Below are 24,177 nucleotides of genomic sequence, written 5' to 3' on the forward strand. Positions count from 1 at the left end.
TGGATGCCAACCGGTTCGCGCCGTGCATGCCGGTGCGGGCCACCTCGCCCGCCGCGAACAGGCCGGGCAGCGAGGTGCGGCCTGCGGTGCCCCGCGCGCTGAGGTCGTCGATCCGGCCCCGGTGCCCGCGGCGCCTCGCGCCGAACTGCAGGCAGCGATGAGCGCGAACGCCTCGGTGGTGCGCGACGGAGCGGGCCTGCGGCACCTGCTCGACACGCTCGACGACGCGCCGCTGCGCCGGATCCGTGGGCGCGCCGACGCCGAGGACGCGGCACTCACCCTGACGGCGCGGGCCGTGGCGGCGGCCGCTGCGCACCGCACCGAGTCGAGGGGCTGCCACCACCGCGGGGACCATCCGGACACGGATCCGCACCAGGCCGTGAGCATCGGCATCACCCGCGACGCCGACGGCCGCGTGCACGCACAGGAGGAGATCGCGGCATGCTGCTGACGACGCTGAGCGAGGCGGAACTGCGGGAGGCCCGCGACACGGTCACCCGGGCGCTCGACGAGGACCTGCGATACGGCCCGGACATCACGACGCGGGCCACGGTCGCCGACCACGCCACCACCACGGCGGCGATGGTCACCCGTGAACCCGGCGTGGCCGCCGGACTCGACCTCGCGGTGCTCGTCCTCGACGAGGTGATCGGCCGCGACGCCTACCGGATCACCCATCGCGTGGACGACGGTGCCCGGCTCGGGGCCGGAGACGCGCTGCTCACCGTCGAGGGGCCCACCCGGGGCCTGCTGACCGCCGAACGCACCATGCTGAACCTGGTCTGCCACCTCTCCGGGATCGCGACCGCCACCGCCGCATGGGTGGACGCGGTGGCCGGCACCGACGCCCGGATCCGCGACACCCGCAAGACGCTGCCGGGACTGCGGGCGCTGCAGAAGTACGCGGTGCGGGTCGGCGGCGGGGAGAACCACCGGATGGGCCTCGGCGACGCCGCGCTCATCAAGGACAACCACGTCGCGGCGGCAGGCTCGGTGGTGGCGGCGCTGCGCAAGGTCCGTGCCGCGGCCCCCGACCTGCCGTGCGAGGTCGAGGTGGACTCCCTGGAACAGCTCGACGAGGTGCTGGCGGAGGGCCTGGGAGCCGACGGACTGGTGCTGCTCGACAACTTCCCGGTCTGGCAGACCCAGATCGCCGTGCAACGCCGCAACAACGCCGCGCCCGCCACCAGGCTCGAGTCGTCGGGCGGACTCACCCTCGACACGGCGGCCGATTACGCCCGCACCGGGGTGGACTACCTGGCGGTCGGCGCCCTCACCCACTCTGTGCGGGTGCTCGACATCGGTCTGGACGTCTAGGCCGCCGGGAGCACCTTCGACCACAGCACAGCGCCGGTGCTGTCACAGAGGTTGACGGTGAGGGCGCGCGAATCCTTGTCTATCGTCACCTCGCCGAAATGCTGGAAACCCTCTGCGGGCGAGGTGTTCTCCTCGGTCGGTGCGTGAACGAACTCGTATGCCGCGCCGAAGGTTCCGTCGAGCGGGCTGGCCGGGAACGCGCCCGCGTTGAGCGGCCCGGAGACGAACTCGTAGAACGGGCTGAAGTCTGTGAGCGCCGCCCGGTCGGGGTGGTAGGAGATCGCCGCTGTGCAGTGCACGTCGGCGGTCAGGTAGACGACGTTGGGGACGTCCCTTGTCGCGGTAAGGATCCGGGCGATCTCGGCCTCCCGCCCGAGCGGCCGGCCCGGATCACCCTGAGCCACGCCCTCGATCGACTTCGGCCCGCTCGGCGGATCGGACGCGGCGTCGGGGACGACGATCCCCAACGGCAGGTCGTTGGCGACCACCTTCCACGTGGCTTTCGAGGCGCGAAGGGAGTCGATCAACCACTGCGACTGCGCGGCGCCGAGCACTCCGGCGCCACCGCCGGTGGCCCAGGCGTCCGGATTGGGGTTCTTGTAGCTGCGCATGTCCAGCATGAAGACGTCGAGCAGAGGACCGTAGGCGATCCGGCGGTGGACCCGCCCGTCGACCGACTCGCTGACGTCGATCGGTTGCCACTCCCGCCACGCCTGATGACCGAAACCGGCCAGCGCGTCGAGATCGGGCCGGGCGTAGCCCTTGCGTGACTGACTCCTGAGATCCTCGCCCGGGTACCAGTTGTTGATGACCTCGTGGTCGTCCCACTGGACGAGTTGCGGCACAGCGGCGTTGAAGTACCGGTAGTTCGCGTCGGTCAGGTTGTACTGGTAATTGCCGCGGAACTGGTCGAGGGTCTGGGCCACCTGGTCCTTCGCGGGTGCGGTGACGTTGCGGTAGATCTTCCCGTTGTTCTGCTTCTGGGTGGCGGTGATGGGGTTGTCGGCGTAGATCGCGTCACCCGAGTGGATGAAGAAGTCGGGCCGGCGGTCGGCCATCACCCTCCAGACCGTCATGCCGCCGGTGTCGGCGTTGATGCCCCAGCCCTGGCCGGCGACGTCGCCCGACCAGAGGAACCGGATGTCGGCTGGGGCGGCCGGGGCGGTGGTGAAGACTCCGGTGAGTGGTTCGCCGCGCGCCCCGTCGTCGCCTTCGAGGGTCACGCGATAGTGCACCTGCTGACCCGGTTCCAACCCGGTGAGGCGGATGCGTCCAGTCCCGTCGCTGTCGGGTGTCAGCAGCGGGCCGCGCACCAGGACGGGATTCGTGAACTCCTCGCTGGACGCGGTCTCCACGATCATGGTCGCGGGGGTGTCCGACCGCGCCCAGAGCAGCGCCCCGTCGGGCCGTGGATCCCCGGATGCCACCCCGTGTGTCAGCCGGGGTCGTGCCCGCGCCAGACCGGGTGCGGATGTCGCGGCGGACCCACACGAGGTGAGGGCGCCGCCGGCGAGAGCGGCGCCCGCGGGCACGAGTAGTGCTGCGCGCAGCATCGATCGGCGGGGAAGGCGATTCGTCACTCGACGAGAGTGGCCACACCGCGATGCGCGGGAGTGTCCGTGAGATGAACCGCGGATGAGCATCGACGGCACGAGCCGGCATCCGCATCGGGCAGGTAACTGTCTAAGACTCGATTAACGGTTACTCTAGGAGGAGCGCTCTCGGTGAAAGGAGTCCACCCGTGAAACGCACCATCAAGACCAGGCACCTCTACCGCCACGTCGACGGACTGCGGGTGCACTACCGCGAGTCCGGTACGCCGTCATCGACGGCCGTGCTCCTGCTGCACGGCTTCCCGACGTCGTCGTACTCGTTCCGCGACGTGCTGCCCGTTCTCGGGGAGCACGCCTACGCGATCGCCGCCGACCTGCCGGGGTTCGGCTTCTCCGATGCGCCGCCGCTCGAGGAGTTCGAGTACACCTTCGAGCACCTGTCCCGGGTCATCGAGTCGCTGCTCGACGACCTCGGCGTGCAGCGCTACGTGCTCTACGTGACGGACTACAGCACGCCCGTCGGATATCTGATGGCGATGCGGCACCCGGAACGGGTGCTCGGCCTCGTCCTGCAGAACGGCAACACCCACGAGTCCGGGCTGCACGAGGCGTGGGACGCGCCCCGCCGGTTCTGGGCGGATCCGACGCCGGAGAACCGGGCGGCGCTGCCGGACTGGCTGAACTTCGACGGCACCCGTGACCAGTACATCGGCGGCCTGCCCGAGGAGCTGCAGGACCTCCATCCGCGCGAGTCGTGGCATCTCGACTGGGAACGGATCTCCCGGCCCGGGAACGTCGACGTCCAGTTCCAGCTCTTCTACGACTACCGCAACCACGTCGCCCGGTTCCCCGACATCGCGGCCTATCACCGTCAGCATCAGCCGCCGTGCCTGGTGCTCTGGGGCAGGCACGACCCGTTCTTCGACATCGCCGAGGTGCTGGCGTACCACCGCGACATGGCCACGCTCGACGCCCATCTCTACGACGGCGGCCACCAGCTGCTCGAGACCCACGCCGCCGAGGTCGCCGAGCTGCTGGTCACCTTCGTCGGGGACGTGCTGGACCGGGCGGGGGCCAGGACCTGAGCACCACCTGGACCGACGGCCACTTCGTCGCCGGTGACGTCGTACTGGACTTCGCGAACACCGTCTACCGGCGGACGCCGGAGCCGGGCCCCGACCTGCTGGACAGTGCCGACGACCTCGCCGGCTGGTTCGCCCACGCGGCGCTGCTGCCGTCGGGCGCGCAGGTCCCCGAGATCACGCTGCGGGAGGCGCGTGAGCTGCGCGCACTGTGCTGGGCGGTGTTCGACGCGCAGCGCGACGGCCGTCGGCTCCCGTCGGATGCACTGGCCGGCCTGCTGGCGGCCGCGCACCGGGGGATGGGCGGCGACGTCGCGGTGCACCCCGACGGTTCCGCGGCGGCAGGCACCGCGGCCGGCGCGCTCACCGTTCTCGCGCTGCGCGCGGTCGCGCTGGTGCTGCGCCCCAACGCCAGGCCGGTGCGGACCTGCGACCGCTGCGGCTGGGTCTTCGTCGACAGCTCCCGTGGCCGGCGCCGCCGCTGGTGCAGCATGCAGACCTGCGGAAATCAGGCCAAGGCGGCACGGTTCCGGTCAGCACACCCGGATGGGTCAGGCGGTCGCGGGCCCGCCGCGGCGGACCAGTGACAGCACCACCGCGGCGGCGGCGAACAACCCGGACAGAGACCGGTTGAGGATCGTCTGCTGCCGCGGGGTGTGCAGCCAGCGGATCAGCCGGGCCGCCAGCCCGGTGTAGAGCCCCATGACCACGAGGTCGACCGCGACCATCGTCGCCCCGATCGCCAGGTACTGCGGCAGCAGCGGCGCGGTCGGGACCACGAACTGCGGCAGCACCGCAAGGAAGAACACCAGGCCCTTGGGGTTTGTGGCGTTGACCAGGAAACCGCGCACCAGCAGGGCGATGCGGCCGCCGTCGACGGTCCTTCCCACCTGAGCGCGCAGGTCGACGGCCGCGGCTCGCCACTGGTGCACCGCGAGATACAGCAGGTAGGCCACGCCGATCCACTTGATGATGTGGAACGCCAGGATCGAATTGGCCACCGCCGCGCCCAGTCCGATCGCCACCAGCGCCAACTGCAGCATCAGCCCGACCTCGAGGCCGGCGATCGACCAGTACCCGCGCCGCACGCCGTGGGTGAGGCCGGTCGCCATGCACTGCACGGCGCCCGCACCCGGGGACACGCTGATCAGGACCGCCGCGCCCAGGAACGTCAACCACACCTGGAAAGCCATGTCAGCAGTCTGTCAGGTGACGTCCGCCACGAACACCGCGAGATTCTTGGCCTGACGCCGGGCGAAACCGGGCAGCGCCGCGACGGTCGAACCGGGCGGCACGACACGGGGATTGGCGAGGTGCACCCGGTTGCGGAACAGCTGGAGGTCGGCCTCACCGGCGGCGAGCACATTGCGCACCCAGTCGGTTTCGCCGTGGCCGAGCACGATCGCCACCTCGCCGCCGCTGCGGTAGGCCGTGACCGGGGTCTGGTAGGTGCGGCCACTTCGCCGGCCGCGGTGCGTCAGCTTCGCGATGCCCGGCAGCCGGCCGGCGAGCGGCCTGATCACCGGGTTCATGTACTTGATCTGGATGCGGTCCAGCCACTCGGGGAACATCCTGGGCAGGTCGGCCACGACGCCTCCATATCGATTTGTGCAGCTCTGGGACAATGGTCCATGTGAATGTATCGCCGACCGGCTCCGAGGTCGCCACCAGCGCGGCAACGGTGATCGCCCGAACCGATCTGCGCGGCCGCACCATGACGGCGGCGCAGCTGCGGGCCGCGCTGCCACGCGGCGGCGTCGACGTGGAGTCCGTCGTGCCCAGGGTCCGGCCGATCGTCGACGCGGTGGCCGAGCGCGGCGCCGAGGCCGCCCTGGAGTACGGGGAGACGTTCGACGGCGTCCGTCCCGCGGCCGTGCGAGTGCCGGTCGCCGAACTGGGCGCCGCACTGGACGCACTGCCCGCCGACGTGCGGGTCGCCCTCGAGGTCGCGATCGAACGGACCCGTGCGGTGCACGCCGACCAGCGCCGCACCGACACCACCACCACGCTCGGACCCGGAGCCACGGTCACCGAGCGCTGGGTTCCCGTCGAGCGGGTCGGGCTGTACGTGCCCGGCGGCAACGCGGTCTACCCGTCCAGCGTGGTGATGAACGTGGTGCCCGCCCAGATCGCCGGGGTGGATTCCCTCGTCATCGCCTCTCCGCCGCAGGCCGCGTTCGGCGGGCTGCCGCACCCGACGATCCTCGCCGCCGCCGCACTGCTCGGCGTCGACGAGGTGTGGGCGGTGGGCGGCGCCCAGGCCGTCGCGCTGCTGGCCTACGGCGGCGCCGATACCGACGGCTCCGAACTCGCCGCGGTGGACATGATCACCGGGCCGGGCAACATCTACGTCACCGCCGCCAAGCGCATCTGCCGTTCCCAGGTCGGCATCGACGCCGAGGCCGGACCCACCGAGATCGCGATCCTGGCCGACCACACCGCCGATCCCGTGCACGTCGCCGCCGACCTGATCAGTCAGGCCGAACACGACGAGATGGCCGCCAGCGTGCTGGTCACCGACAGCGTCGCCCTCGCCGACGCGACCGAACGCGAACTGGCCGAGCAACTCCGAACCACCGTGCACCGGCAGCGGGTCGCGACGGCGCTGGCGGGCAGGCAGTCGGCCATCGTGCTGGTCGACGACCTCGACGCGGGTGTGCGCACCGTGAACGCCTACGCCGCAGAGCATCTCGAGATCCAGACCGTCGACGCCCCTGCGGTGGCGCTGCGGATCCGGTCGGCGGGGGCGATCTTCGTCGGACCCTATTCGCCGGTCAGCCTCGGCGACTACTGCGCGGGCTCCAATCACGTGCTGCCCACGGCGGGGTGCGCGCGACACTCCAGTGGCCTGTCGGTGCAGACGTTCCTGCGCGGCATCCACGTCGTCGACTACACCGAGGCCGCGCTCAAGGATGTCTCGGGATACGTCATCACCCTGGCCAATGCCGAGGACCTGCCCGGCCACGGCGAAGCGGTGCGGCGGAGGTTCGAGAGATGACCGTCGGAGAACGCGTCGGCCTGGCCGACCTGCCGCTGCGCGACGACCTGCGGGGCAAGTCGCCCTACGGCGCACCGCAACTCGCGGTGCCGGTGCGGCTGAACACCAACGAGAACCCGCACCCGCCGAGCCGGGCGCTGGTCGACGACGTCACCCGGTCGGTGGCCGCCGCCGCGGCGGACCTGCACCGCTATCCGGACCGCGACGCCGTCGCGCTGCGCACCGACCTCGCCGACTACGTCGGGCTGCGGACCGGTTGTCCGGTCAGTGTCGAGAACCTCTGGGCGGCAAACGGTTCCAATGAGATCCTGCAGCAGCTCCTGCAGGCGTTCGGCGGCCCCGGCCGCTCCGCCATCGGATTCGTGCCGTCCTATTCGATGCACCCCATCATCGCCGACGGCACCCAGACCGAGTGGTTTGCGGCCGTCCGCGCCGACGACTTCGGCCTCGACGTGGACGTCGCGGTGGCCGCGGTCACCGAGCGCAGGCCCGACATCGTGTTCGTGGCGAGCCCGAACAACCCGTCGGGCCAGAGCGTTCCGCTCGACGACCTGCGCAGGCTCCTCGACGCGATGCCTGCCGGGATCCTGATCCTCGACGAGGCATACGGCGAGTTCTCCGCACAGCCCAGCGCGGTGCGACTGGTCGAGGAGTACCCGGACCGGTTGGTCGTCACCCGGACGATGAGCAAGGCCTTCGCGTTCGCCGGGGGACGGCTCGGCTACCTGATCGCCGCGCCCGCCGTGATCGACGCGATGCTGCTGGTGCGGCTGCCCTATCACCTGTCGTCGGTCACCCAGGCCGCCGCGCGGGCGGCCCTGCGGCACGCCGACGACACGCTGGCCAGCGTGGCCACGCTGATCAGCGAGCGCGAACGGGTGTCGGCCGCATTGTCCGGCATGGGATTCCGTGTCATCCCCAGCGACGCGAACTTCGTGCTGTTCGGTGAGTTCGCCGACGCACCCGCCAGCTGGCAGCGCTACCTCGCCGAAGGCATCCTGGTGCGCGACGTGGGCATTCCGGGTTATCTGCGGGCCACCACTGGTCTCGCCGAGGAGAACGACGCGCTGCTGGCGGCCAGCGCAGAACTCGCCGCCGCCGAGCTGGTCCAGCCCCTAGGAGCATCATGACCGACATCCTCGCCGGCACCCGCCGCGCCCGGGTCGAACGCAAGACCAAGGAGTCCGACATCGTCGTCGAACTCGACCTCGACGGCACCGGCATCGTCGACATCGCCACCGGCGTACCGTTCTTCGACCACATGCTGACCGCGCTGGGCAGCCACGCCAGTTTCGACCTCACCGTGCACGCCACCGGCGACGTCGACATCGAGGCGCACCACACGGTGGAGGACACCGCGATCGTGCTCGGCCAGGCCCTCGGCCAGGCGCTGGGGGACAAGAAGGGCATCCGCCGGTTCGGCGACGCGTTCATCCCGATGGACGAGACCCTCGCCCACGCAGCGGTGGACGTGTCGGGGCGGCCGTACTTCGTGCACACCGGGGAGCCGGAGTTCATGGTCGAGTTCACGATCGCCGGCTCCAGCGCGCCGTACCACACCGTCATCAACCGGCACGTGTTCGAGTCGCTGGCGTTCAACGCGCGCATCGCGCTGCACGTCCGCACGCTCTACGGCCGCGACCCGCACCACATCACCGAGGCCCAGTACAAGGCGGTGGCCAGGGCGCTGCGCCAGGCCGTGGAGTACGACGCCAGGGTGACCGGCGTCCCGTCCACGAAAGGCACGCTGTGACAGCCAGAGTCGTCGTGCTCGACTACGGCTCGGGCAATCTGCGCTCCGCCCAGCGCGCGCTGGAACGCACAGGCGCGGACGTGGAGGTCACCGCCGACGCCGACGCCGCCCTGAACGCGGACGGCCTCGTGGTGCCGGGCGTCGGTGCGTACGAGGCGTGCATGGTCGGGCTGCGCGAAATCGGCGGCGAGAAGATCATCGCCGAGCGCGTGACGGCGGGCCGGCCGGTGCTCGGAGTGTGCGTGGGCATGCAGATCCTGTTCACCCGCGGTGTCGAGTTCGGGGTGGAGAGCGCCGGATGCGGGCAGTGGCCGGGTTCGGTGGTCCGCCTCGACGCCCCGGTGACGCCCCACATGGGCTGGAACACGGTGGACTCGCCTGCTGGCACCACGCTGTTCGCGGGGCTGGACCCCAACACCCGGTTCTATTTCGTGCACTCCTACGCCGCTCAGCAGTGGGAAGGCGACCCGGCCGCGAAGCTGACGTGGGCCACCCACCACGTCCCGTTCCTGGCCGCCGTCGAGGACGGGGCCCTGGCGGCGACCCAGTTCCACCCGGAGAAAAGCGGTGACGCCGGGGCGACGCTGCTGGACAACTGGGTCCGCGGGCTGAGCTAAGGTTGCCGACCGTGCCTGACGACACCCCGCTGATCCTGCTGCCCGCCGTCGACGTGGTCGAGGGCCGCGCCGTGCGCCTGGTACAGGGCAAGGCGGGCAGCGAAACCGAGTACGGCTCGGCGCTCGACGCCGCCATGGGCTGGCAGCGTGACGGCGCCGACTGGATCCACCTCGTCGACCTCGACGCCGCGTTCGGCCGTGGCTCCAACCGGGAACTGCTCGCCGACGTGGTGGGCCGCCTCGACGTCGCGGTGGAACTGTCCGGCGGCATCCGCGACGACGAGTCGCTGCGTGCGGCGCTGGCCACCGGGTGCGCCCGGGTCAACATCGGCACCGCGGCCCTGGAGAACCCGCAGTGGTGCGCGCAGGCGATCGCCGAGCACGGCGACAAGGTGGCCGTCGGACTGGACGTGCTCATCGAGGACGGCAGGCAGCGGCTGCGCGGGCGCGGCTGGGAGACCGACGGCGGTGACCTGTGGGAGGTGCTCGACCGGCTGGACCGGGAGGGCTGCTCGCGCTATGTGGTCACCGACGTCACCAAGGACGGCACGCTCACCGGTCCCAACCTCGACCTGCTCGGCGCCGTGGCCGACCGCACCGACGCGCCCGTGATCGCCTCCGGCGGCGTGTCGAGCCTCGACGACCTGCGTGCGATCGCCACCCTCACCGGCCGCGGTGTCGAGGGCGCGATCGTCGGCAAGGCGCTGTACGCGGGGCGCTTCACGTTGCCGCAGGCGCTGGCAGCGGTGGGCGAGTAACACTCGATGGCACTCGGCGAGGCCGACCTGCAAGGTCTGGTCAGAGAGGCTGCGGCCATCCTCGACGAGGCAGCCGTGCCGTTCGTGCAGGGCCACGGCGCGGATTCGGCGGTGCAGAAGAAGGGCAACGACTTCGCCACCGAGGTCGACCTGGCCATCGAACGGCAGGTGGTCGAAAAGCTGGAGGCCGCCACCGGGATCGGGGTGCACGGCGAGGAGTACGGCGGCGCGGACATCGACTCTCCGCTGGTGTGGGTGCTCGACCCGATCGACGGCACCTTCAATTACGCCGCGGGCCTGCCGACGTCGGCGATCCTGCTCGGCCTGCTGCGCGACGGCGAGCCGGTCGCCGGGCTGACCTGGCTGCCGTTCACCTCGCAGCGGTACACCGCTGTGGTCGGTGAACCGTTGTACGCCAACGGCGTGGCGCAGAAGCCGCTGGAGGCCGCCGCGCTCGGCGACTCCGTGGTGGGAACCGGCACGTTCAACGTCGACTCCAAAGGCCGCTTCCCGGGCCGCTACCGCATCACGGTGCTGGAGGGCCTGAGCCGGCACTGCTCCCGGATGCGCATGCACGGCGCCACCGGAGTCGACCTCGCCTACACCGCCGCGGGAATCCTCGGCGGGTCCATCAGTTTCGGTCACCACGTATGGGATCACGCCGCGGGGGTGGCGCTGGTTCGCGCGGCCGGTGGCGTCGTCACCGACCTCGAGGGGGCGCCGTGGACGCCGCGCTCGCGCTCGGCGCTCGCCGGGCTGCCCGGGGTGCACGGTGAGATCCTCGACATCGTGACGTCCGCAGGCGACCCGCAGGAGTACCGGTGACGGCCGGCGCGGGGCTCGCGGTGCGGATCATCCCGTGCCTCGATGTCGACGCGGGCCGCGTGGTCAAGGGTGTGAACTTCGAAAACCTGCGCGACGCAGGCGATCCCGTCGAGCTGGCGGCCGTCTACGACGCCGAGGGCGCCGACGAGCTGACCTTCCTCGACGTGACGGCGTCGTCGTCGGGCCGCACCACGATGCTGGAGGTGGTGCGGCGCACCGCCGAACAGGTGTTCATCCCGCTGACCGTGGGCGGTGGTGTGCGATCGGTGGCCGATGTGGACTCGCTGCTGCGCGCAGGCGCGGACAAGGTTTCGGTGAACACCGCCGCGATCGCCCGCCCGGAACTGCTGGCGGAACTGGCCCGTCAGTTCGGCTCACAGTGCATCGTGCTGTCGGTGGACGCGCGCACAGTGCCGGACGGCGAGGAGCCGACGCCGTCGGGCTGGGAGGTCACCACCCACGGCGGCCGGCGGGGCACCGGGATCGACGCGGTCGAATGGGCCGCCCGCGGTGCTGAACTCGGGGTCGGCGAGATCCTGCTGAACTCGATGGACTTCGACGGCACCAAGGCGGGATTCGACCTGCCGATGCTGCGTGCGGTCCGCGGCGCGGTGACGGTGCCCGTGATCGCCAGCGGCGGCGCGGGTGCGTTGGGGCACTTCGCGCCTGCGGTCGAGGCGGGCGCCGATGCCGTCCTCGCGGCCAGCGTCTTCCACTTCGGCGAGCTGACCATCGGCCAGGTGAAGGCGGCGATGGCGGCGGAAGGGATCACGGTGCGATGAGCGCTTGCGCGAAGAGCCGAGGACAGCGATGACTGAACTCGATCCGGTCATCGCGGCGAGGCTGAAACGCAACGCCGACGGCCTGTTCACCGCCGTCGCGCAGCAGCGCGGCACCGGCGAGGTGCTGATGGTGGCGTGGATGGACGACGCGGCCCTGGCGCGCACGCTGGAAACCCGCCGGGGGACCTACTTTTCGCGGTCCCGGCAACAGCAGTGGGTGAAGGGCGAGACGTCCGGCCACACCCAGTACGTGCACTCGGTGCGGTTGGACTGCGACGGCGACACGGTGCTGCTGGAGGTCGACCAGGTCGGCGCGGCCTGCCACACCGGTACCCACACGTGCTTCGACGCCGATCTGCTGCTGGGGCCCGCCGACCAGAAGTAGCGCCGGCCGGTCAGGCGGTTGCTTCGTCGGCCAGGATGCGTTCGAGCGTCAGGCGCCCGGTCGCGCTCATCGCTGGGTTGCTGTCGCGGTAGTACCAGACCAGGCCCATCGCCTGCTCGAACGCCCATGCTCTGCCGCGTTCCCACTGCAGGTCGTCACATCTCAGGTCGGCGCGGAACACTTCGCGGGCGGCACGGTCGAACAGGTGCCAGGCGCTCACCAGGTCGAGCGCCGGGTCCGCAGGCCCGAGTCCACCGACGTCGATGACCCCGGCCAGCCGTCCGCCGTCGACGAGGATGTTGCCGGGAATCAGGTCGCCGTGCGTCATCACGTCGCCGTCGTGGCGTGGCAACTCTCGAAAGTGGTTCCACAGTGGGCGAAGTCGCGACGTGTCCAGGAGCGCTTCGCTGCGTTCGAAGCACTGTGCCATCCATTCGTCGTGGGTCGTGAGGTCGCCTCCCCGGCCCTGGCCGTCGAACGCGCGTCCCCTGGTGTCCATGGTCCGCACGCCGTCGACGAACTCGGCGAGGTCTGCAGCCAGGGCCGTCATCGCGGCGGTGTCGTCCCCGGCGGCCACCGCCCCGGGCACCCATGTCTGTACCGACCACGGAAGCGGATATCCCGCGCCGGGACCGCCTATCGCGACGGGCTCCGGTGTGCGGAACCTGGTGACTCCTGACAGCTCTCGGGCGGCGAGCGACTCGGCCTCCACGCGTTGTCTTATCGCGGCGACGTCGCCGTGCTCGAGGGGCAGCCTGGCGGCGAGTCGGTCACCGAGGCGGAACAGCGCGTTGACGGTGCCACCCGATTCGACCGGTTCGATGCGCAGATGCCGCCACCGCGGGAACTGCTCGGCCACCAGGGCGCGGACCGTCTCGACCGGGATCGTCAGCTGGTCCGGATGCATCTCTGCGGTCGCCTCGTGATCAGACGTCGATGCGGCTCGCCTTGGCGCGGGCGGTCCACCGCCCGTCGTCGTAGGTCACCCGCACCGGGTGGTCGAACGCCGCGGTGACGTTGTCGGTGGTGACGACGTCGCGCGCCGGGCCGGAGGCGACGGTGCGGCCGTCGGCGATCAGCAGCGCGTGGGTGGTCGTGGTGGGCAGTTCCTCGAGGTGGTGGGTCACCAGGATCGACGCCACCTCGGGGTGCGCGTCGCCGAGCGAGTCGATGGTCTCGAGCAGTTGTTCGCGCGCTGCGACGTCCAGGCCGGTGGTCGGTTCGTCGAGCAGCAGCAGCCGGGGGTCCGAGATCAGCGCTCGGGCAATGAGAGTGCGGCCCCGCTCGCCCTGCGACAGCGTCGGCCAGACGTGGTCCGCCAGCCGGGTGAGGCCCACGGTCTCGAGCAGGGCGTCGGCGCGGCGCTGCTCGCCGGGCGATGGCGTCCAGTGGTTCGGTGTGTCGATGGTGGCGGTGATGCCGGTCAGGACGACGTCGCGAACGGTCAACGGGTACTGAAGGCGGTGGCGGGGATTGACGTGACCGATGGACCGGCGCAGCCGGGCCAGCTCAGTGCGCCCCATCTGCTCGCCGAGCACGTGCACCGTGCCGGAGCTCGGGAACGTCTCCGCGGCGCAGAAGTTGAGTAGTGTGCTCTTGCCCGCGCCGTTGGGCCCCAGCAGCGCCCAGTGCTCACCCGCGTGCACGGTCAGCGAGATGCCGTCGATGATCTGCTTGCCGTCGCGGCGGAACGTGACGTCGGCGAGTTCGAGGACGGGAGTCATGCCTGCGGGCCGCCCGTCACGCGGACTGCCGTTGGCGCAACACCTCCAGCGCCTTATCGGCGTGGGTGTCCATGTTGATCTCGCTGGAGATCACCTCGAGCACGGTGCGGTCGGTGTCGATCACGAAGGTGGTGCGCTTGACGGGCATGAACTTGCCCAGCAGGCCGCGCTTGACGCCGAACGCGCTGGCCACGGCGCCGTCGGCGTCCGAAAGCAGCGGGTAGTCGAAGCGCTGGGTGTCGGCGAACTTGGCCTGCTTCGTCACCGCGTCGGTGCTGATCCCGACCCGCGACGCGCCCAGTGCGGCGAATTCGGCGCCGAGGTCGCGGAAGTGGCAGGCCTCCTTGGTGCAGCCCGGTGTCATCGCGGCGGGGTAGAAGAACAGCACGACCGGACCGTCGGCGAGCAGACTCGTGAGGCTGCGCACCGTGCCGGTCTGGTCGGGCAGTTCGAACTCTGTGACCTGGTCACCACGTTTCATGGCGCTCACGCTACGCGCACTGACTGTCGGTGCGATCCGACCGGTCTGGGAGAATCGACCCGTGCAGACGACAGTCACGACCTCACGGGCGGACTTCCGCGCGCTGGCCGCCGAACACCGCGTGGTGCCGGTGACGCGCAAGGTCCTGGCCGACAGTGAGACACCGCTGTCGGCGTACCGCAAACTCGCCGCGAACCGGCCGGGGACCTTCCTGCTGGAATCGGCCGAGAACGGCCGCTCGTGGTCGCGCTGGTCGTTCATCGGTGCGGGGGCGCCGTCGGCGTTGACGGTCCGCGACGGCGAGGCGGTCTGGCTCGGCGTCACGCCGCGGGACGCGCCGCGCGGTGGCGATCCGCTGCAGGCGCTGCGAGACACGTTGACGCTGTTGGAGACTGCCGCGCTGCCCGGACTGCCGCCGCTGTCGTCCGGGCTGGTCGGCTTCTTCGCCTACGACATGGTGCGCCGGCTGGAGCGGCTGCCGGAATTGGCGGTCGACGACCTGGGCCTGCCCGACATGCTGCTGCTGCTGGCCACCGACGTCGCCGCGGTGGACCACCACGAGGGCACGATCACGCTGATCGCCAACGCGGTCAACTGGAACGGCACCGACGAGCGGGTGGACTGGGCCTACGACGACGCGGTCGCGCGACTCGACGTGATGACCGAGGCGCTGGGCCAGCCGCTGCACTCGACGGTGGCGACGTTCACCCGGCCCACCCCGAACCACCGCGCGCAGCGGACGGTCGAGGAGTACACGGCCATCGTCGAGCGGCTGGTCGGCGACATCGAGGCCGGTGAGGCGTTCCAGGTGGTGCCGTCGCAGCGCTTCGAGATGGACACCGACGCCGACCCACTCGACGTGTACCGGATGCTGCGGGTGAGCAACCCCAGCCCGTACATGTACCTGCTCAACGTCCCCGACGACGCGGGCGGCCTCGACTTCTCGATCGTCGGATCCAGCCCCGAGGCGCTGGTCACCGTCAAGGACCGCAAGGTGACCACCCACCCGATCGCCGGGACCCGGTGGCGCGGCGACACCGAAGAGGACGACCTGCTGCTGGAGAAGGAACTGCTCGCCGACGAGAAGGAACGTGCCGAGCACCTGATGCTGGTCGACCTGGGCCGCAACGACCTGGGCCGGGTGTGCGAACCAGGCACCGTCCGGGTCGAGGACTACAGCCACATCGAGCGGTACAGCCATGTCATGCACCTGGTCTCGACGGTCAAGGGCCGGCTCGCCGACGGCCGGACCGCCCTGGACGCGGTGACGGCCTGCTTCCCCGCGGGGACGCTCTCCGGCGCACCGAAGGTCCGGGCGATGGAGTTGATCGAGGAGGTCGAGAAGACCCGGCGCGGGCTGTACGGCGGCGTGCTCGGCTACCTCGACTTCGCGGGCAACGCCGACTTCGCGATCGCCATCCGCACGGCGCTGATCCGCAGCGGCACCGCCTACGTGCAGGCCGGCGGGGGAGTCGTGGCCGATTCCAACGGCCCCTACGAGTACACCGAGGCGGCGAACAAGGCCCGCGCGGTGCTCAATGCGATCGCCGCCGCGGAGACCTTGACCGCACCCGAAGCCGAATCGTCCGCGCCGTGATCCGGGTCGCGCAGTTGCTCCTGGTGCTCGCCGCGGGGGCGCTGTGGGTGGCATCGCGGATGACGTGGGTGCAGGTCAGCTCGTTCGACGGGCTGACCCACCCCCGGACGACCGCGCTGACCGGGGCGACCTGGTCGACAGCGCTGATCCCGCTGGCGCTGCTGGTGCTGGCCGCCGCCGTCGCCGCACTGGCGGTGCGAGGCTGGCCGCTGCGCCTGCTCGCGGTGCTGGTGGCACTGGCCAGCGCCGGCATGGCCTACCTGGCGATCACCCTGTGGGTGGTGCGCGATGTGGGTCCGCGCGCCGCCGACCTGGCGGAGGTGCCGGTGGCCGACCTGACCGGTGCCCAGAGGTTCCACACCGGCGCCGCGATCGCGGTGGTGGCGGCGGCGTGTGCGCTGGTCGGCGCGGTGTTGCTGATGCGGTCGGCCGCCAGGGCACGCGCGATGCCGGGCAAGTACGCGGCTCCGGCCGCGCGGCGCGAAGCGGTAGCCCGTCAGGAGGGCGGCGAGAGCGCCTCGGGGCCCGACGGGATGTCGGAACGGATGATCTGGGACGCACTCGACGAGGGCCGCGACCCGACCGGTCCCGACAACCAGGGTCGGTGACAGCGGATCATGGGGTGCCGACTACCCTTCGGTGGAGATCGTCCGTCGCTGGGGGCGGCGTACCGGAAGGGAACCGAGGGGCTATGAGTTCGGCCACCGTGCTCGACTCCATCATCGAAGGAGTCCGCGCCGACGTCGCCGCACGGGAAGCCCTCGTCAGCCTCGCGGAGATCAAGGAGCGGGCCGCTCGTGCGCCGGCCCCGCTCGACGTGATGGCGGCGTTGCGCGAACCCGGCATCGGCGTGATCGCCGAGGTCAAGCGGGCCAGCCCGTCCCGTGGGGAGCTCGCCTCGATCGCCGATCCGGCCGAACTGGCCCGCGCCTACGAGTCGGGCGGCGCACGCGTCATCAGTGTGCTGACCGAGGAGCGCCGGTTCCACGGATCGCTCGACGACCTCGACGCCGTGCGGGCCGCGGTGTCGATCCCGGTCCTGCGCAAGGACTTCATCGTCCGGCCGTACCAGATCCACGAAGCCAGGGCGCACGGCGCCGACATGCTGCTGCTGATCGTCGCCGCGCTCGAGCAGCCTGCGCTGGAGTCGCTGCTGGAGCGCACCGAGTCGCTGGGCATGACGGCACTGGTCGAGGTGCACACCGAGGAGGAGGCCAGCCGCGCGTTGCAGGCCGGCGCCACGGTGATCGGCGTCAACGCCCGCGACCTCAAGACGCTGACGGTCGACCGGGACTGCTTCGCGCGCATCGCGCCCGGCTTGCCCTCGAACGTCATCCGGATCGCCGAGTCCGGGGTGCGCGGCACCGCTGACCTGCTGGCCTACGCAGGCGCGGGCGCCGATGCGGTGCTCGTCGGCGAGGGCCTGGTCACCAGTGGTGACCCGCGTAGTGCCGTCGCCGATCTGGTGACCGCAGGCACGCATCCGTCCTGCCCGAAACCCGCACGCTAGCCCGTGGCGGACCTCGCCGGCCCGGAGCTGCCGCGTTCCAGCGCGGCCGTGGCAGAACCCAGCGGCCACGAACCCGACGCCCGCGGCCATTTCGGCGCCTACGGAGGACGTTTCGTCCCCGAAGCGTTGATGGCGGTCATCGAGGAGGTCACCGCCGCCTACGAGAAGGCCCGCGGCGACCAGACGTTCCTCGACGAGCTCGACCGGCTGCAGCGCCACTACAGCGGGCGGCCGTCACCGCTGTACGAGGCTGAGGCCCTCAGTACGCACGCCGGCGGAGCGCGCATCTTCCTGAAGCGGGAAGACCTCAACCACACGGGATCTCACAAGATCAACAATGTGCTGGGGCAGGCGCTGCTGGCCCGGCAGATGGGCAAGAACCGGGTCATCGCCGAGACGGGCGCCGGCCAGCACGGCGTGGCGACCGCCACCGCCTGCGCGCTGCTGGGCCTGGACTGCGTGATCTACATGGGCGCGGTCGACACCGCCCGGCAGGCGCTGAACGTGGCCAGGATGCGACTGCTCGGCGCCGAGGTGGTCTCGGTCGAGGCGGGCTCGAAGACGTTGAAGGACGCCATCAACGAGGCGTTCCGCGACTGGGTCACCAACGCCGACGACACCTACTACTGCTTCGGCACGGCCGCGGGCCCCCATCCGTTCCCGACGATGGTGCGTGACTTCCAGCGGGTCATCGGACTCGAGGCGCGGGTGCAGATCCAGGACCAGGCCGGGCGGTTGCCCGATGCCGTCGCCGCCTGCGTCGGTGGCGGTTCTAACGCGATCGGGATCTTCCATGCCTTCATCGACGACCCCGGTGTCCGGCTCGTCGGATACGAGGCCGCCGGTGACGGCGTCGAAACCGGAAGACACGCAGCGACTTTCACGGGCGGTTCGCCGGGCGCGTTCCAGGGGTCGTTCTCGTACCTGCTGCAGGACGACGACGGGCAGACCATCGAGTCGCATTCCATCTCGGCCGGCCTGGACTATCCGGGTGTGGGGCCCGAGCACGCCTACCTGAAAGACCTCGGCCGTGCCGAGTACCGGCCGATCACCGACACCGAAGCGATGGACGCGTTTTCGCTGCTGTGCCGGACCGAGGGCATCATCCCGGCGATCGAGTCCGCGCACGCGATCGCCGGTGCGCTGAAGCTGGGCGCCGAACTCGGTGCGGGAGCGGTGATCCTGGTCAATCTGTCCGGCCGCGGTGACAAGGACGTCGAGACGGCGGCGAAGTGGTTCGGACTGCTCGACAAGGCGGCGCCATGAGCCGGTTGGATGCGCTGTTCGGCCAGTGCCGCGCGGAGAGCCGAGCGGCGTTGATCGGTTATCTGCCCACGGGTTACCCGGACGTGCAGGGTTCGATCGAGGCGATGACGGCGCTCGTCGAGGCGGGCTGTGACCTCATCGAGGTCGGCGTGCCGTACTCGGATCCCGGAATGGACGGACCGACCATCGCCGCGGCGACCGAGGTCGCGCTGCAGGGCGGGGTGCGGGTCCGTGACGCGCTGGCGGCGGTCGAGGCGATCAGCAATGCCGGTGGCCGCGCCGTGGTGATGACTTATTGGAATCCGGTGCTGCGGTTGGGCGTCGACGCCTTCGCCCGCGATCTCGCGTCGGCCGGTGGGCTCGGGCTGATCACGCCCGACCTCATCCCCGACGAGGCCGACGAGTGGGTGTCGGCCTCGGAGTCGCACGACCTCGACCGCATCTTCCTGGTCGCGCCGTCGTCGACGCAGGAGCGGTTGGCGAAGACGGTGGAGGCGTCGCGAGGATTCGTCTATGCGGCGTCGACCATGGGCGTGACGGGTGCGCGCGACGCGGTGTCCAATCTCGCGCCGGAACTGGTCGCGCGGGTCAAGGCGGTCACCGACATTCCCGTCGGCGTGGGTCTGGGCGTGCGGTCACGGGAGCAGGCCGCCGAGATCGGTGCGTACGCCGACGGCGTCATCGTCGGGTCGGCTCTGGTGTCGGCGCTCACCGACGGCATCCCCGCGATGCGGGCACTGACCGAGGAACTTGCGGACGGGGTAAGGCAGAGGATCACCGCGTGACATCGACGTTGGCCTACATTCCCAGCCCCGCCCAGGGCGTGTGGTATCTCGGCCCGCTTCCCATCCGCGCGTACGCGTTCTGCATCATCGTCGGCATCGTCGCCGCGCTGATCATCGGCGACCGGCGGTGGCAGAACCGGGGTGGTGAGGCCGGCGTCATCTACGACATCGCGCTGTGGGCGGTTCCGTTCGGGCTGATCGGCGGGCGGCTGTACCACGTGATCACCGACTGGGAGAAGTACTTCGGTGAGTACGGCGTGGGACTCGTTGGAGCCCTGCGCATCTGGGAGGGCGGTCTCGGCATCTGGGGCGCTGTGGCGTTCGGTGGTGTCGGTGCGTGGATCGCGTGCCGACTGCGAGGCATCCCGTTGCCCGCGTTCGGTGATGCGGTCGCCCCGGGGATCATCCTCGCGCAGGCGATCGGCCGGCTCGGCAACTACTTCAACCAGGAGTTGTTCGGCAGGCAGACCACGCTGCCGTGGGGGCTGGAGATCTACCAGCGCGTGCCCGACGATCTCAACGGCGTTTCCAACGGCACGCTGGTGCAGATCGTCCACCCGACCTTCCTGTACGAGCTGCTGTGGAACCTGCTGATCTTCACGTTGCTCATCGTGATCGACCGCCGGTTCAAGATCGGTCACGGTCGGCTGTTCGCGTTGTACGTCGCCGGATACTGCCTCGGCCGCTTCTGGATCGAGCTGCTGCGCAGCGACTTCGCCACGGAATTCGCCGGAATCCGGGTCAACTCGTTCACGTCGGGATTCGTGTTCATCGGGGCGGTCATCTACATCATGGCCGCGCCACGCGGTCGGGAGGATCCGGCGACGCTGCGAGGGAAGACGGACGACGAGGAAGCCGACGTCGAAGAGCTCGTCAAGGTGGTCGCCGGGACGTCCGCGGCCGCGGGCGCCGTGGTGGCCGCGGCGAAAGTCGCGGGCCGCGAGGACGAGTCGGACGGTGCCGAAGGCCGTGATTCGCCGTCGGAGGCGGCGCTGGAGGCGGACGCGTTGGCGGTGGACGTCGAGGAGGCGCCGGCTGAGGAGATCGCCGAGGCCGACGAATTCGCGGCGGCCGGTGACGAAGCCGACGGTGAGACCGGCGAGGCGGAGGCGGTGCTCGAGGCGGAGGCGTTGACCGCCGATGTCGAGGAGGCGCCGGCTGAGGAGATCGCCGAAGCCGACGAGTTCGCCGTTGCGGGTGAAGAAGCTGACGAGACGGGTCTCGGTGCGGTCGAGGGTGACGATCCGGTCGAGGCCGAGAAGGCCGCCGAGGAAGCCCACGAGGCGGCGCTTGCGAGCATCGAGTCCGACTCCGAGGCTGAGACCGAGGCCGCTACGGAATCGCAGCCGGCCGAATCCGCCGAGGACGTCGGTGGTGTGGGTTCGGTCGAGGGTGAGGATGCGGTCGAGGCTGAGGCGGCTGCTGCAGAGGTGCATGAGGCGGCGGTCGAGGGTGTCGNNGAGGCTGAGGCGGTTGAGGCCGAGGTAGCCGAAGCCGACGCTGCCGCCGATGAGGCGGAGTTGGCCGACGCCGATGCTGTCGAGGCCGACGAAGAGCAGCCGGTGGGGGAGAACGCCACGGCGGGTGCAGAAGTCGTTGATCTTGCCGGCGATGAGCAGGCCGGCATCGGCGACGAAGCGGACATCGAGGACGAAGCGGCCACCGAGGTCGCAGAGCCCGTCGACGACGACGCCCAACCGGTCGGGGACAAGCCCGCTGTCGAAGCCGATGACCTTTCCACCGATGCCGACGAAGAGCCCGCCACTGATACTTCGGCGGCGGACTCCGAGAGCGCCGACGTGGGCGGGGTGGGGTCAGTCGAGGGCGAGGACGCCGTAGAGGCCGAGGCCGCGGCAGAGGAAGCCCACGACAGTGCAGTCGCCGGTGTCGATGAGGCAGAGGCGGCGAAGTACGAGATCCAGGTCGCTCCGCCGCCTTCGACGCCGCGGCGCCGCTGGTGGCGACGCAACCGCTGATCGGTTATCCACAACCGCTTTTCGTTGCTTTCGCGTGTCGTACCCCTCTGCCATAATCGAATGTATGTTCGATCCGGCGCAGGCGAGTTTCGACGAGGTGCTGACCTCGCCGCGCCCGCGGTTGGTCGAGGCCGACGCGCTGATCGCCGACCTGGTGGCGGCCGCGCGCCGGGAGAACCAGCAGGCCGCGACCCGGTTGACGATCATCGGTGACCTGTACGGGGTGCGGGTCGCGCAGCGTGACGAGATCAGTGACCAGTGGGCGGTGGACACCGAATGCGCAGTCGCCGCCGAAGTTGCCGCCGCGCTGAACATCGGGCACGGGTCAGCGTCGATCCAGGTCGATCTGGCCCGCGGGTTGCGGGAACGGCTCCCGCTGGTGGCGGCGGTGTTCCGGGCCGGTGATCTCAGCTTGGCTGTCGTGGATGTGTTGCTGCATCGCACCAGCTTGATCACCGACCCTGACATCCTCGCGGGGGTGGATGCGGCGTTGGCCGGTGCGGCGGTGCGGTTGATGACGCTGAGTCACGGTCAGCTGTGCGGGCATGTCGACCGGTTGATCGCGCGTCAGGATCGGGATGCGGTGCGGCGACGTAAGAGGGCCCGGGAGCTCCGTGAGTTCTGGGTCAACGACGGCCTCGACGGGATGAGCACCTTCGGCGGCACCATGAGCACTGTTGATGCCCAGGTGTTTGAGCGGTGTGTCGATGCGATGGCCGACACCGTGTGCCCCGATGACCCCCGCACCAAGAGGCAGCGTCGTGTCGATGCGATCGCCGCGGTGTGCCGCGGCGCTGAACGCCTGCCCTGCCAGTGCGCCAATCCGGACTGCCCGAAGAAGGACGCCCTAGCCGCCCCGTTCGTCATCCACACCATCACCGGCCCCAACGCCGATGCGGGGGCCGCCGCCGAAGAGGCGGACACCCCGGCCGAGACCGCCGACATAGACGCCGAAACGGATACCGACGCCGACGGCTCGGTCGAGCCTGTTGGCGTGGACGACGCCGGGTCCGACACCCCGGCCCACACCGTGGCCGACACCGCGGACAAGGCCGACCCCGTTGATGATTCGGTGGCGAGCCTGGTGCACAACGACGGCATCCTGCCGCCCGAACAGATCGCCGACCTAGTCGAGCACGCCACGATCCGGCCGCTGATCCATCCCGGCGACGCCCCACCCGAACCGCGCTATACCCCGTCGCGAAATCTGGCGGAGTTCGTGCGGTGCCGCGACATGGGTTGCCGGTTTCCTGGTTGCGACGTGGCGGCGTTCAGCACCGACATCGACCACACCATCCCCTACAGCCAGGGCGGGCCGACCCAGGCGTCGAACCTGAAATGCCTGTGCCGCATGCACCATTTGATCAAGACGTTCTGGGGCTGGCACGACCAACAACACCGCGACGGCACCGTCATCTGGACCAGCCCGGCGGGCCAGACCTACACCACCAAACCGGGAGCGGCGCTACTGCTCCCCAGCCTCTGCGCACCGACGGCCGCCGTAGTCATCACACCGCGACGCGACGACCCATCCGGTGAGCGCACCGCGATGATGCCCAAACGGCAACGCACCCGGGCCCAATCCCGAGCCGCCCGCATCGCCGCGGAACGCCAGCGGAATCGCGAACACCGCGAAGCCCGCCGCCGCGCCCGCCGGCAAGCACTCGACGCACTGTTCACCCCCAAGCCACCACCGCAACCCGGCGACGAACCACCACCCTTCTGAAAGCCGCCACCACCTTTTCCGGTTTCCCTCCCTTATGGGGAACCGGGGGTTCTGGCATGCTGGCGGCATGACCGATCCCGCGCAGTTCGGCAGCAGCTCAGAGGGCACGACCCCGCCACCTCCTCCGGGGCAATACCCGCCGCCTCCCGGCCAGCACGAGACTCCGCCCGGCCAGTACGGATCGGCCGGCCAGTTCGGCACGCCCGGTGAGTACGGCACGACCGGGCAGTACGGCACCCCGCCCGGGCAGTACCCGCCCCCAGGGCAGTACGGCACGCCACCCGGCCAGTACCCACCCCCCGGCCAGTACGACCAGATGGCGCCCTTCGGCCGTCACCCGATGACCGGTGAGCCGTTCTCCGACAAGTCGAAAATCGTCGCCGGACTCCTCCAGCTCATCGGCCTGTTCGGACTCGTCGGCATCGGCCGCATCTACATGGGTGACACCAAGCTCGGCGTCATCCAGCTCGTCGTGGGCCTCGTGACCTGCGGCATCGGCGCCGTCATCTGGGGCATCGTCGACGCCATCCTCATCCTCACCGACAAGGTGCGCGACCCGCAGGGACGTCCGCTGCGCGATGGAACCTAGCGTCGCATCGAGCAGTCGCACCCGGCTGTACGGCGCGCTGGGAACCGGCGCGGTGGTGGCCGGTTGCCTCGCCTACATCGGCATCGCCGATCCGCACCGCCCCGGCTTCCTGTTCCCCGGCTGCCCCTTCAAGCAGCTGACCGGCTGGGACTGCCCGGCCTGCGGTGGCCTGCGCATGACGCACGACCTGCTGCACGGCGACGTCGCGGCAGCGGTGTCCGACAACGTCTTCCTGCTCGTCGGCCTCCCGCTGCTGGCACTGTGGTTCGCGGTGCGGTGGCGGCTCGGGCGCCGCCTCATGCCTATCGCGGCCATAGCTGTGCTCGTGGTCACCGTGACCGCCTGGACCGTGGTGCGCAACCTCCCCGGGTTTCCGCTGGTCCCGACTCTTCTCGACGGGTAGCAACCCACCTCCGCTGATACACTGGCTCTTCGGGCCGGTGCAGTCCCGGA

27 protein-coding genes and 1 pseudogene are annotated in these 24,177 nt (G+C 70.4%); 21 read left to right on the top strand and 7 right to left on the bottom strand.

Going from position 1 to position 24,177, the window contains the following annotated elements; translation table 11 throughout:
* Window positions 1-82: pseudogene (locus H7I41_RS30330) on the bottom strand (FAD-binding protein); the annotation flags it as partial.
* Window positions 83-157: 75 nt separating this feature from the next.
* Between H7I41_RS30330 and H7I41_RS15630 the strand changes: the two are divergent.
* Both H7I41_RS15630 and nadC read left to right on the top strand, forming a co-directional pair.
* On the top strand, window positions 158-451 hold the full coding sequence (locus H7I41_RS15630) for a hypothetical protein (protein WP_372503753.1): 294 nt from the start codon (window positions 158-160) through the stop codon (window positions 449-451).
* The gene (nadC, locus tag H7I41_RS15635; RefSeq protein ID WP_264013519.1) at window positions 442-1,317 is read left to right on the top strand and encodes a carboxylating nicotinate-nucleotide diphosphorylase; all 876 of its coding nucleotides are present in this window, start codon (window positions 442-444) and stop codon (window positions 1,315-1,317) included. Before H7I41_RS15630 ends, nadC begins: the two co-directional genes overlap by 10 nt.
* Here the strand turns inward: nadC and H7I41_RS15640 are convergent.
* A complete protein-coding gene (locus H7I41_RS15640) occupies window positions 1,314-2,870 on the bottom strand; it encodes an alkaline phosphatase D family protein (protein ID WP_264013548.1) in 1,557 nt (518 codons plus the stop codon). The two genes, nadC and H7I41_RS15640, sit on opposite strands and share 4 nt — an antisense overlap.
* A 188-nt stretch (window positions 2,871-3,058) precedes the next feature.
* Here H7I41_RS15640 and H7I41_RS15645 point away from each other — a divergent pair, with 188 nt between their 5' ends.
* Together H7I41_RS15645 and H7I41_RS15650 are read left to right on the top strand one after the other, a co-directional pair.
* Window positions 3,059-3,955, top strand: coding sequence for an alpha/beta fold hydrolase (locus H7I41_RS15645; protein WP_264013520.1), 897 nt, complete (start codon window positions 3,059-3,061; stop codon window positions 3,953-3,955).
* 44 nt (window positions 3,956-3,999) lie between these two features.
* On the top strand, window positions 4,000-4,539 hold the full coding sequence (locus tag H7I41_RS15650) for a CGNR zinc finger domain-containing protein (protein WP_264013549.1): 540 nt from the start codon (window positions 4,000-4,002) through the stop codon (window positions 4,537-4,539).
* Here the strand turns inward: H7I41_RS15650 and H7I41_RS15655 are convergent.
* The gene (locus H7I41_RS15655) at window positions 4,504-5,145 is read right to left on the bottom strand and encodes a LysE family transporter (protein ID WP_264013521.1); all 642 of its coding nucleotides are present in this window, start codon (window positions 5,143-5,145) and stop codon (window positions 4,504-4,506) included. The two genes, H7I41_RS15650 and H7I41_RS15655, sit on opposite strands and share 36 nt — an antisense overlap.
* A 12-nt stretch (window positions 5,146-5,157) precedes the next feature.
* Window positions 5,158-5,541, bottom strand: a complete 384-nt coding sequence (locus tag H7I41_RS15660; RefSeq protein WP_264013522.1) for a nitroreductase family deazaflavin-dependent oxidoreductase — start codon at window positions 5,539-5,541, stop codon at window positions 5,158-5,160.
* 35 nt (window positions 5,542-5,576) lie between these two features.
* On the opposite strand from H7I41_RS15660, the gene hisD reads away from it, so the two are divergent.
* Genes hisD through hisI form a run of 8 tightly spaced genes read left to right on the top strand, consistent with a single transcriptional unit; the run spans window position 5,577 to window position 12,070 of the window.
* Window positions 5,577-6,950 carry a histidinol dehydrogenase gene (gene hisD / locus H7I41_RS15665; protein WP_372503754.1) on the top strand — a complete coding sequence of 458 codons (1,374 nt, stop codon included), beginning with the start codon at window positions 5,577-5,579 and terminating at the stop codon, window positions 6,948-6,950.
* Entirely contained in the window at window positions 6,947-8,080 is a 1,134-nt protein-coding gene (locus H7I41_RS15670; protein WP_264013523.1) for a histidinol-phosphate transaminase, read from the top strand. Before hisD ends, H7I41_RS15670 begins: the two co-directional genes overlap by 4 nt.
* Window positions 8,077-8,703, top strand: a complete 627-nt coding sequence (gene hisB / locus H7I41_RS15675; RefSeq protein WP_264013524.1) for an imidazoleglycerol-phosphate dehydratase HisB — start codon at window positions 8,077-8,079, stop codon at window positions 8,701-8,703. Before H7I41_RS15670 ends, hisB begins: the two co-directional genes overlap by 4 nt.
* A complete protein-coding gene (gene hisH / locus H7I41_RS15680; protein ID WP_264013525.1) occupies window positions 8,700-9,320 on the top strand; it encodes an imidazole glycerol phosphate synthase subunit HisH in 621 nt (206 codons plus the stop codon). The genes hisB and hisH overlap by 4 nt, the downstream gene beginning before the upstream one ends.
* Before the next feature lie 11 nt (window positions 9,321-9,331).
* The gene (gene priA, locus H7I41_RS15685) at window positions 9,332-10,078 is read left to right on the top strand and encodes a bifunctional 1-(5-phosphoribosyl)-5-((5-phosphoribosylamino)methylideneamino)imidazole-4-carboxamide isomerase/phosphoribosylanthranilate isomerase PriA (protein WP_264013526.1); all 747 of its coding nucleotides are present in this window, start codon (window positions 9,332-9,334) and stop codon (window positions 10,076-10,078) included.
* A gap of 6 nt (window positions 10,079-10,084) precedes the next feature.
* Window positions 10,085-10,903 (top strand): inositol monophosphatase family protein, encoded by an 819-nt coding sequence (locus H7I41_RS15690; RefSeq protein ID WP_264013527.1) that lies wholly within the window; start codon window positions 10,085-10,087, stop codon window positions 10,901-10,903.
* Window positions 10,900-11,685 carry an imidazole glycerol phosphate synthase subunit HisF gene (gene hisF, locus H7I41_RS15695; protein WP_264013528.1) on the top strand — a complete coding sequence of 262 codons (786 nt, stop codon included), beginning with the start codon at window positions 10,900-10,902 and terminating at the stop codon, window positions 11,683-11,685. Before H7I41_RS15690 ends, hisF begins: the two co-directional genes overlap by 4 nt.
* Window positions 11,686-11,713: 28 nt before the next feature.
* Window positions 11,714-12,070 carry a phosphoribosyl-AMP cyclohydrolase gene (gene hisI / locus H7I41_RS15700; protein WP_264013529.1) on the top strand — a complete coding sequence of 119 codons (357 nt, stop codon included), beginning with the start codon at window positions 11,714-11,716 and terminating at the stop codon, window positions 12,068-12,070.
* A gap of 10 nt (window positions 12,071-12,080) precedes the next feature.
* Here the strand turns inward: hisI and H7I41_RS15705 are convergent, their stop codons facing one another.
* From H7I41_RS15705 to H7I41_RS15715, 3 genes are read right to left on the bottom strand one after another with little or no spacing between them, the layout of a single operon-like run.
* The gene (locus H7I41_RS15705) at window positions 12,081-12,977 is read right to left on the bottom strand and encodes an aminoglycoside phosphotransferase family protein (protein ID WP_264013530.1); all 897 of its coding nucleotides are present in this window, start codon (window positions 12,975-12,977) and stop codon (window positions 12,081-12,083) included.
* A 19-nt stretch (window positions 12,978-12,996) separates the two neighbouring features.
* Window positions 12,997-13,794: an ABC transporter ATP-binding protein gene (locus tag H7I41_RS15710; protein ID WP_264013531.1), complete on the bottom strand. Its 798-nt coding sequence runs from the start codon at window positions 13,792-13,794 to the stop codon at window positions 12,997-12,999.
* A gap of 16 nt (window positions 13,795-13,810) precedes the next feature.
* Window positions 13,811-14,275 carry a peroxiredoxin gene (locus tag H7I41_RS15715; RefSeq protein ID WP_264013532.1) on the bottom strand — a complete coding sequence of 155 codons (465 nt, stop codon included), beginning with the start codon at window positions 14,273-14,275 and terminating at the stop codon, window positions 13,811-13,813.
* Window positions 14,276-14,336: 61 nt separating this feature from the next.
* Between H7I41_RS15715 and H7I41_RS15720 the strand changes: the two genes are divergently transcribed.
* The 9 genes from H7I41_RS15720 to H7I41_RS15760 all read left to right on the top strand — a co-directional run bounded on the left by H7I41_RS15720 (window position 14,337) and on the right by H7I41_RS15760 (window position 24,127).
* Window positions 14,337-15,872, top strand: coding sequence for an anthranilate synthase component I (locus H7I41_RS15720; RefSeq protein WP_264013533.1), 1,536 nt, complete (start codon window positions 14,337-14,339; stop codon window positions 15,870-15,872).
* Window positions 15,869-16,480 carry a TIGR02234 family membrane protein gene (locus H7I41_RS15725; RefSeq protein ID WP_264013534.1) on the top strand — a complete coding sequence of 204 codons (612 nt, stop codon included), beginning with the start codon at window positions 15,869-15,871 and terminating at the stop codon, window positions 16,478-16,480. The genes H7I41_RS15720 and H7I41_RS15725 overlap by 4 nt, the downstream gene beginning before the upstream one ends.
* Before the next feature lie 83 nt (window positions 16,481-16,563).
* Window positions 16,564-17,382: an indole-3-glycerol phosphate synthase TrpC gene (gene trpC / locus H7I41_RS15730; RefSeq protein WP_264013535.1), complete on the top strand. Its 819-nt coding sequence runs from the start codon at window positions 16,564-16,566 to the stop codon at window positions 17,380-17,382.
* Window positions 17,383-17,385: 3 nt separating this feature from the next.
* Window positions 17,386-18,648, top strand: a complete 1,263-nt coding sequence (gene trpB / locus H7I41_RS15735) for a tryptophan synthase subunit beta (RefSeq protein WP_264013536.1) — start codon at window positions 17,386-17,388, stop codon at window positions 18,646-18,648.
* Window positions 18,645-19,433 (top strand): tryptophan synthase subunit alpha, encoded by a 789-nt coding sequence (trpA, locus tag H7I41_RS15740; protein WP_264013537.1) that lies wholly within the window; start codon window positions 18,645-18,647, stop codon window positions 19,431-19,433. The genes trpB and trpA overlap by 4 nt, the downstream gene beginning before the upstream one ends.
* The gene (gene lgt, locus H7I41_RS15745; RefSeq protein WP_264013538.1) at window positions 19,430-21,409 is read left to right on the top strand and encodes a prolipoprotein diacylglyceryl transferase; all 1,980 of its coding nucleotides are present in this window, start codon (window positions 19,430-19,432) and stop codon (window positions 21,407-21,409) included. Before trpA ends, lgt begins: the two co-directional genes overlap by 4 nt.
* 64 nt (window positions 21,410-21,473) lie before the next feature.
* Window positions 21,474-23,135 carry an HNH endonuclease signature motif containing protein gene (locus tag H7I41_RS15750; RefSeq protein ID WP_264013539.1) on the top strand — a complete coding sequence of 554 codons (1,662 nt, stop codon included), beginning with the start codon at window positions 21,474-21,476 and terminating at the stop codon, window positions 23,133-23,135.
* A gap of 67 nt (window positions 23,136-23,202) precedes the next feature.
* Complete coding sequence (locus H7I41_RS15755) at window positions 23,203-23,724, top strand: TM2 domain-containing protein (protein WP_264013540.1); 522 nt, start codon at window positions 23,203-23,205, stop codon at window positions 23,722-23,724.
* Entirely contained in the window at window positions 23,714-24,127 is a 414-nt protein-coding gene (locus H7I41_RS15760) for a DUF2752 domain-containing protein (protein WP_264013541.1), read from the top strand. The genes H7I41_RS15755 and H7I41_RS15760 overlap by 11 nt, the downstream gene beginning before the upstream one ends.
* Window positions 24,128-24,177: the final 50 nt, after the last annotated feature.

Source organism: [Mycobacterium] manitobense, assembly GCF_025821665.1.
GTDB classification, from domain to species: domain Bacteria; phylum Actinomycetota; class Actinomycetes; order Mycobacteriales; family Mycobacteriaceae; genus Mycobacterium; species Mycobacterium arseniciresistens.

What these genes read in the sequence shown, in the direction of transcription:
- H7I41_RS15630 (WP_372503753.1), top strand. Translation starts at nt 158, where the DNA reads ATGAGCGCGAACGCCTCGGTGGTGCGCGACGGAGCGGGCCTGCGGCAC.
- nadC (WP_264013519.1), top strand. Translation starts at nt 442, where the DNA reads ATGCTGCTGACGACGCTGAGCGAGGCGGAACTGCGGGAGGCCCGCGAC.
- H7I41_RS15640 (WP_264013548.1), bottom strand. Translation starts at nt 2,870, where the DNA reads ATGCTGCGCGCAGCACTACTCGTGCCCGCGGGCGCCGCTCTCGCCGGC.
- H7I41_RS15655 (WP_264013521.1), bottom strand. Translation starts at nt 5,145, where the DNA reads ATGGCTTTCCAGGTGTGGTTGACGTTCCTGGGCGCGGCGGTCCTGATC.
- hisD (WP_372503754.1), top strand. Translation starts at nt 5,577, where the DNA reads ATGGTCCATGTGAATGTATCGCCGACCGGCTCCGAGGTCGCCACCAGC.
- H7I41_RS15670 (WP_264013523.1), top strand. Translation starts at nt 6,947, where the DNA reads ATGACCGTCGGAGAACGCGTCGGCCTGGCCGACCTGCCGCTGCGCGAC.
- hisB (WP_264013524.1), top strand. Translation starts at nt 8,077, where the DNA reads ATGACCGACATCCTCGCCGGCACCCGCCGCGCCCGGGTCGAACGCAAG.
- H7I41_RS15690 (WP_264013527.1), top strand. Translation starts at nt 10,085, where the DNA reads ATGGCACTCGGCGAGGCCGACCTGCAAGGTCTGGTCAGAGAGGCTGCG.
- hisI (WP_264013529.1), top strand. Translation starts at nt 11,714, where the DNA reads ATGACTGAACTCGATCCGGTCATCGCGGCGAGGCTGAAACGCAACGCC.
- H7I41_RS15705 (WP_264013530.1), bottom strand. Translation starts at nt 12,977, where the DNA reads ATGCATCCGGACCAGCTGACGATCCCGGTCGAGACGGTCCGCGCCCTG.
- H7I41_RS15710 (WP_264013531.1), bottom strand. Translation starts at nt 13,794, where the DNA reads ATGACTCCCGTCCTCGAACTCGCCGACGTCACGTTCCGCCGCGACGGC.
- H7I41_RS15715 (WP_264013532.1), bottom strand. Translation starts at nt 14,275, where the DNA reads ATGAAACGTGGTGACCAGGTCACAGAGTTCGAACTGCCCGACCAGACC.
- trpC (WP_264013535.1), top strand. Translation starts at nt 16,564, where the DNA reads ATGAGTTCGGCCACCGTGCTCGACTCCATCATCGAAGGAGTCCGCGCC.
- trpA (WP_264013537.1), top strand. Translation starts at nt 18,645, where the DNA reads ATGAGCCGGTTGGATGCGCTGTTCGGCCAGTGCCGCGCGGAGAGCCGA.
- H7I41_RS15750 (WP_264013539.1), top strand. Translation starts at nt 21,474, where the DNA reads ATGTTCGATCCGGCGCAGGCGAGTTTCGACGAGGTGCTGACCTCGCCG.
- H7I41_RS15755 (WP_264013540.1), top strand. Translation starts at nt 23,203, where the DNA reads ATGACCGATCCCGCGCAGTTCGGCAGCAGCTCAGAGGGCACGACCCCG.
- H7I41_RS15760 (WP_264013541.1), top strand. Translation starts at nt 23,714, where the DNA reads ATGGAACCTAGCGTCGCATCGAGCAGTCGCACCCGGCTGTACGGCGCG.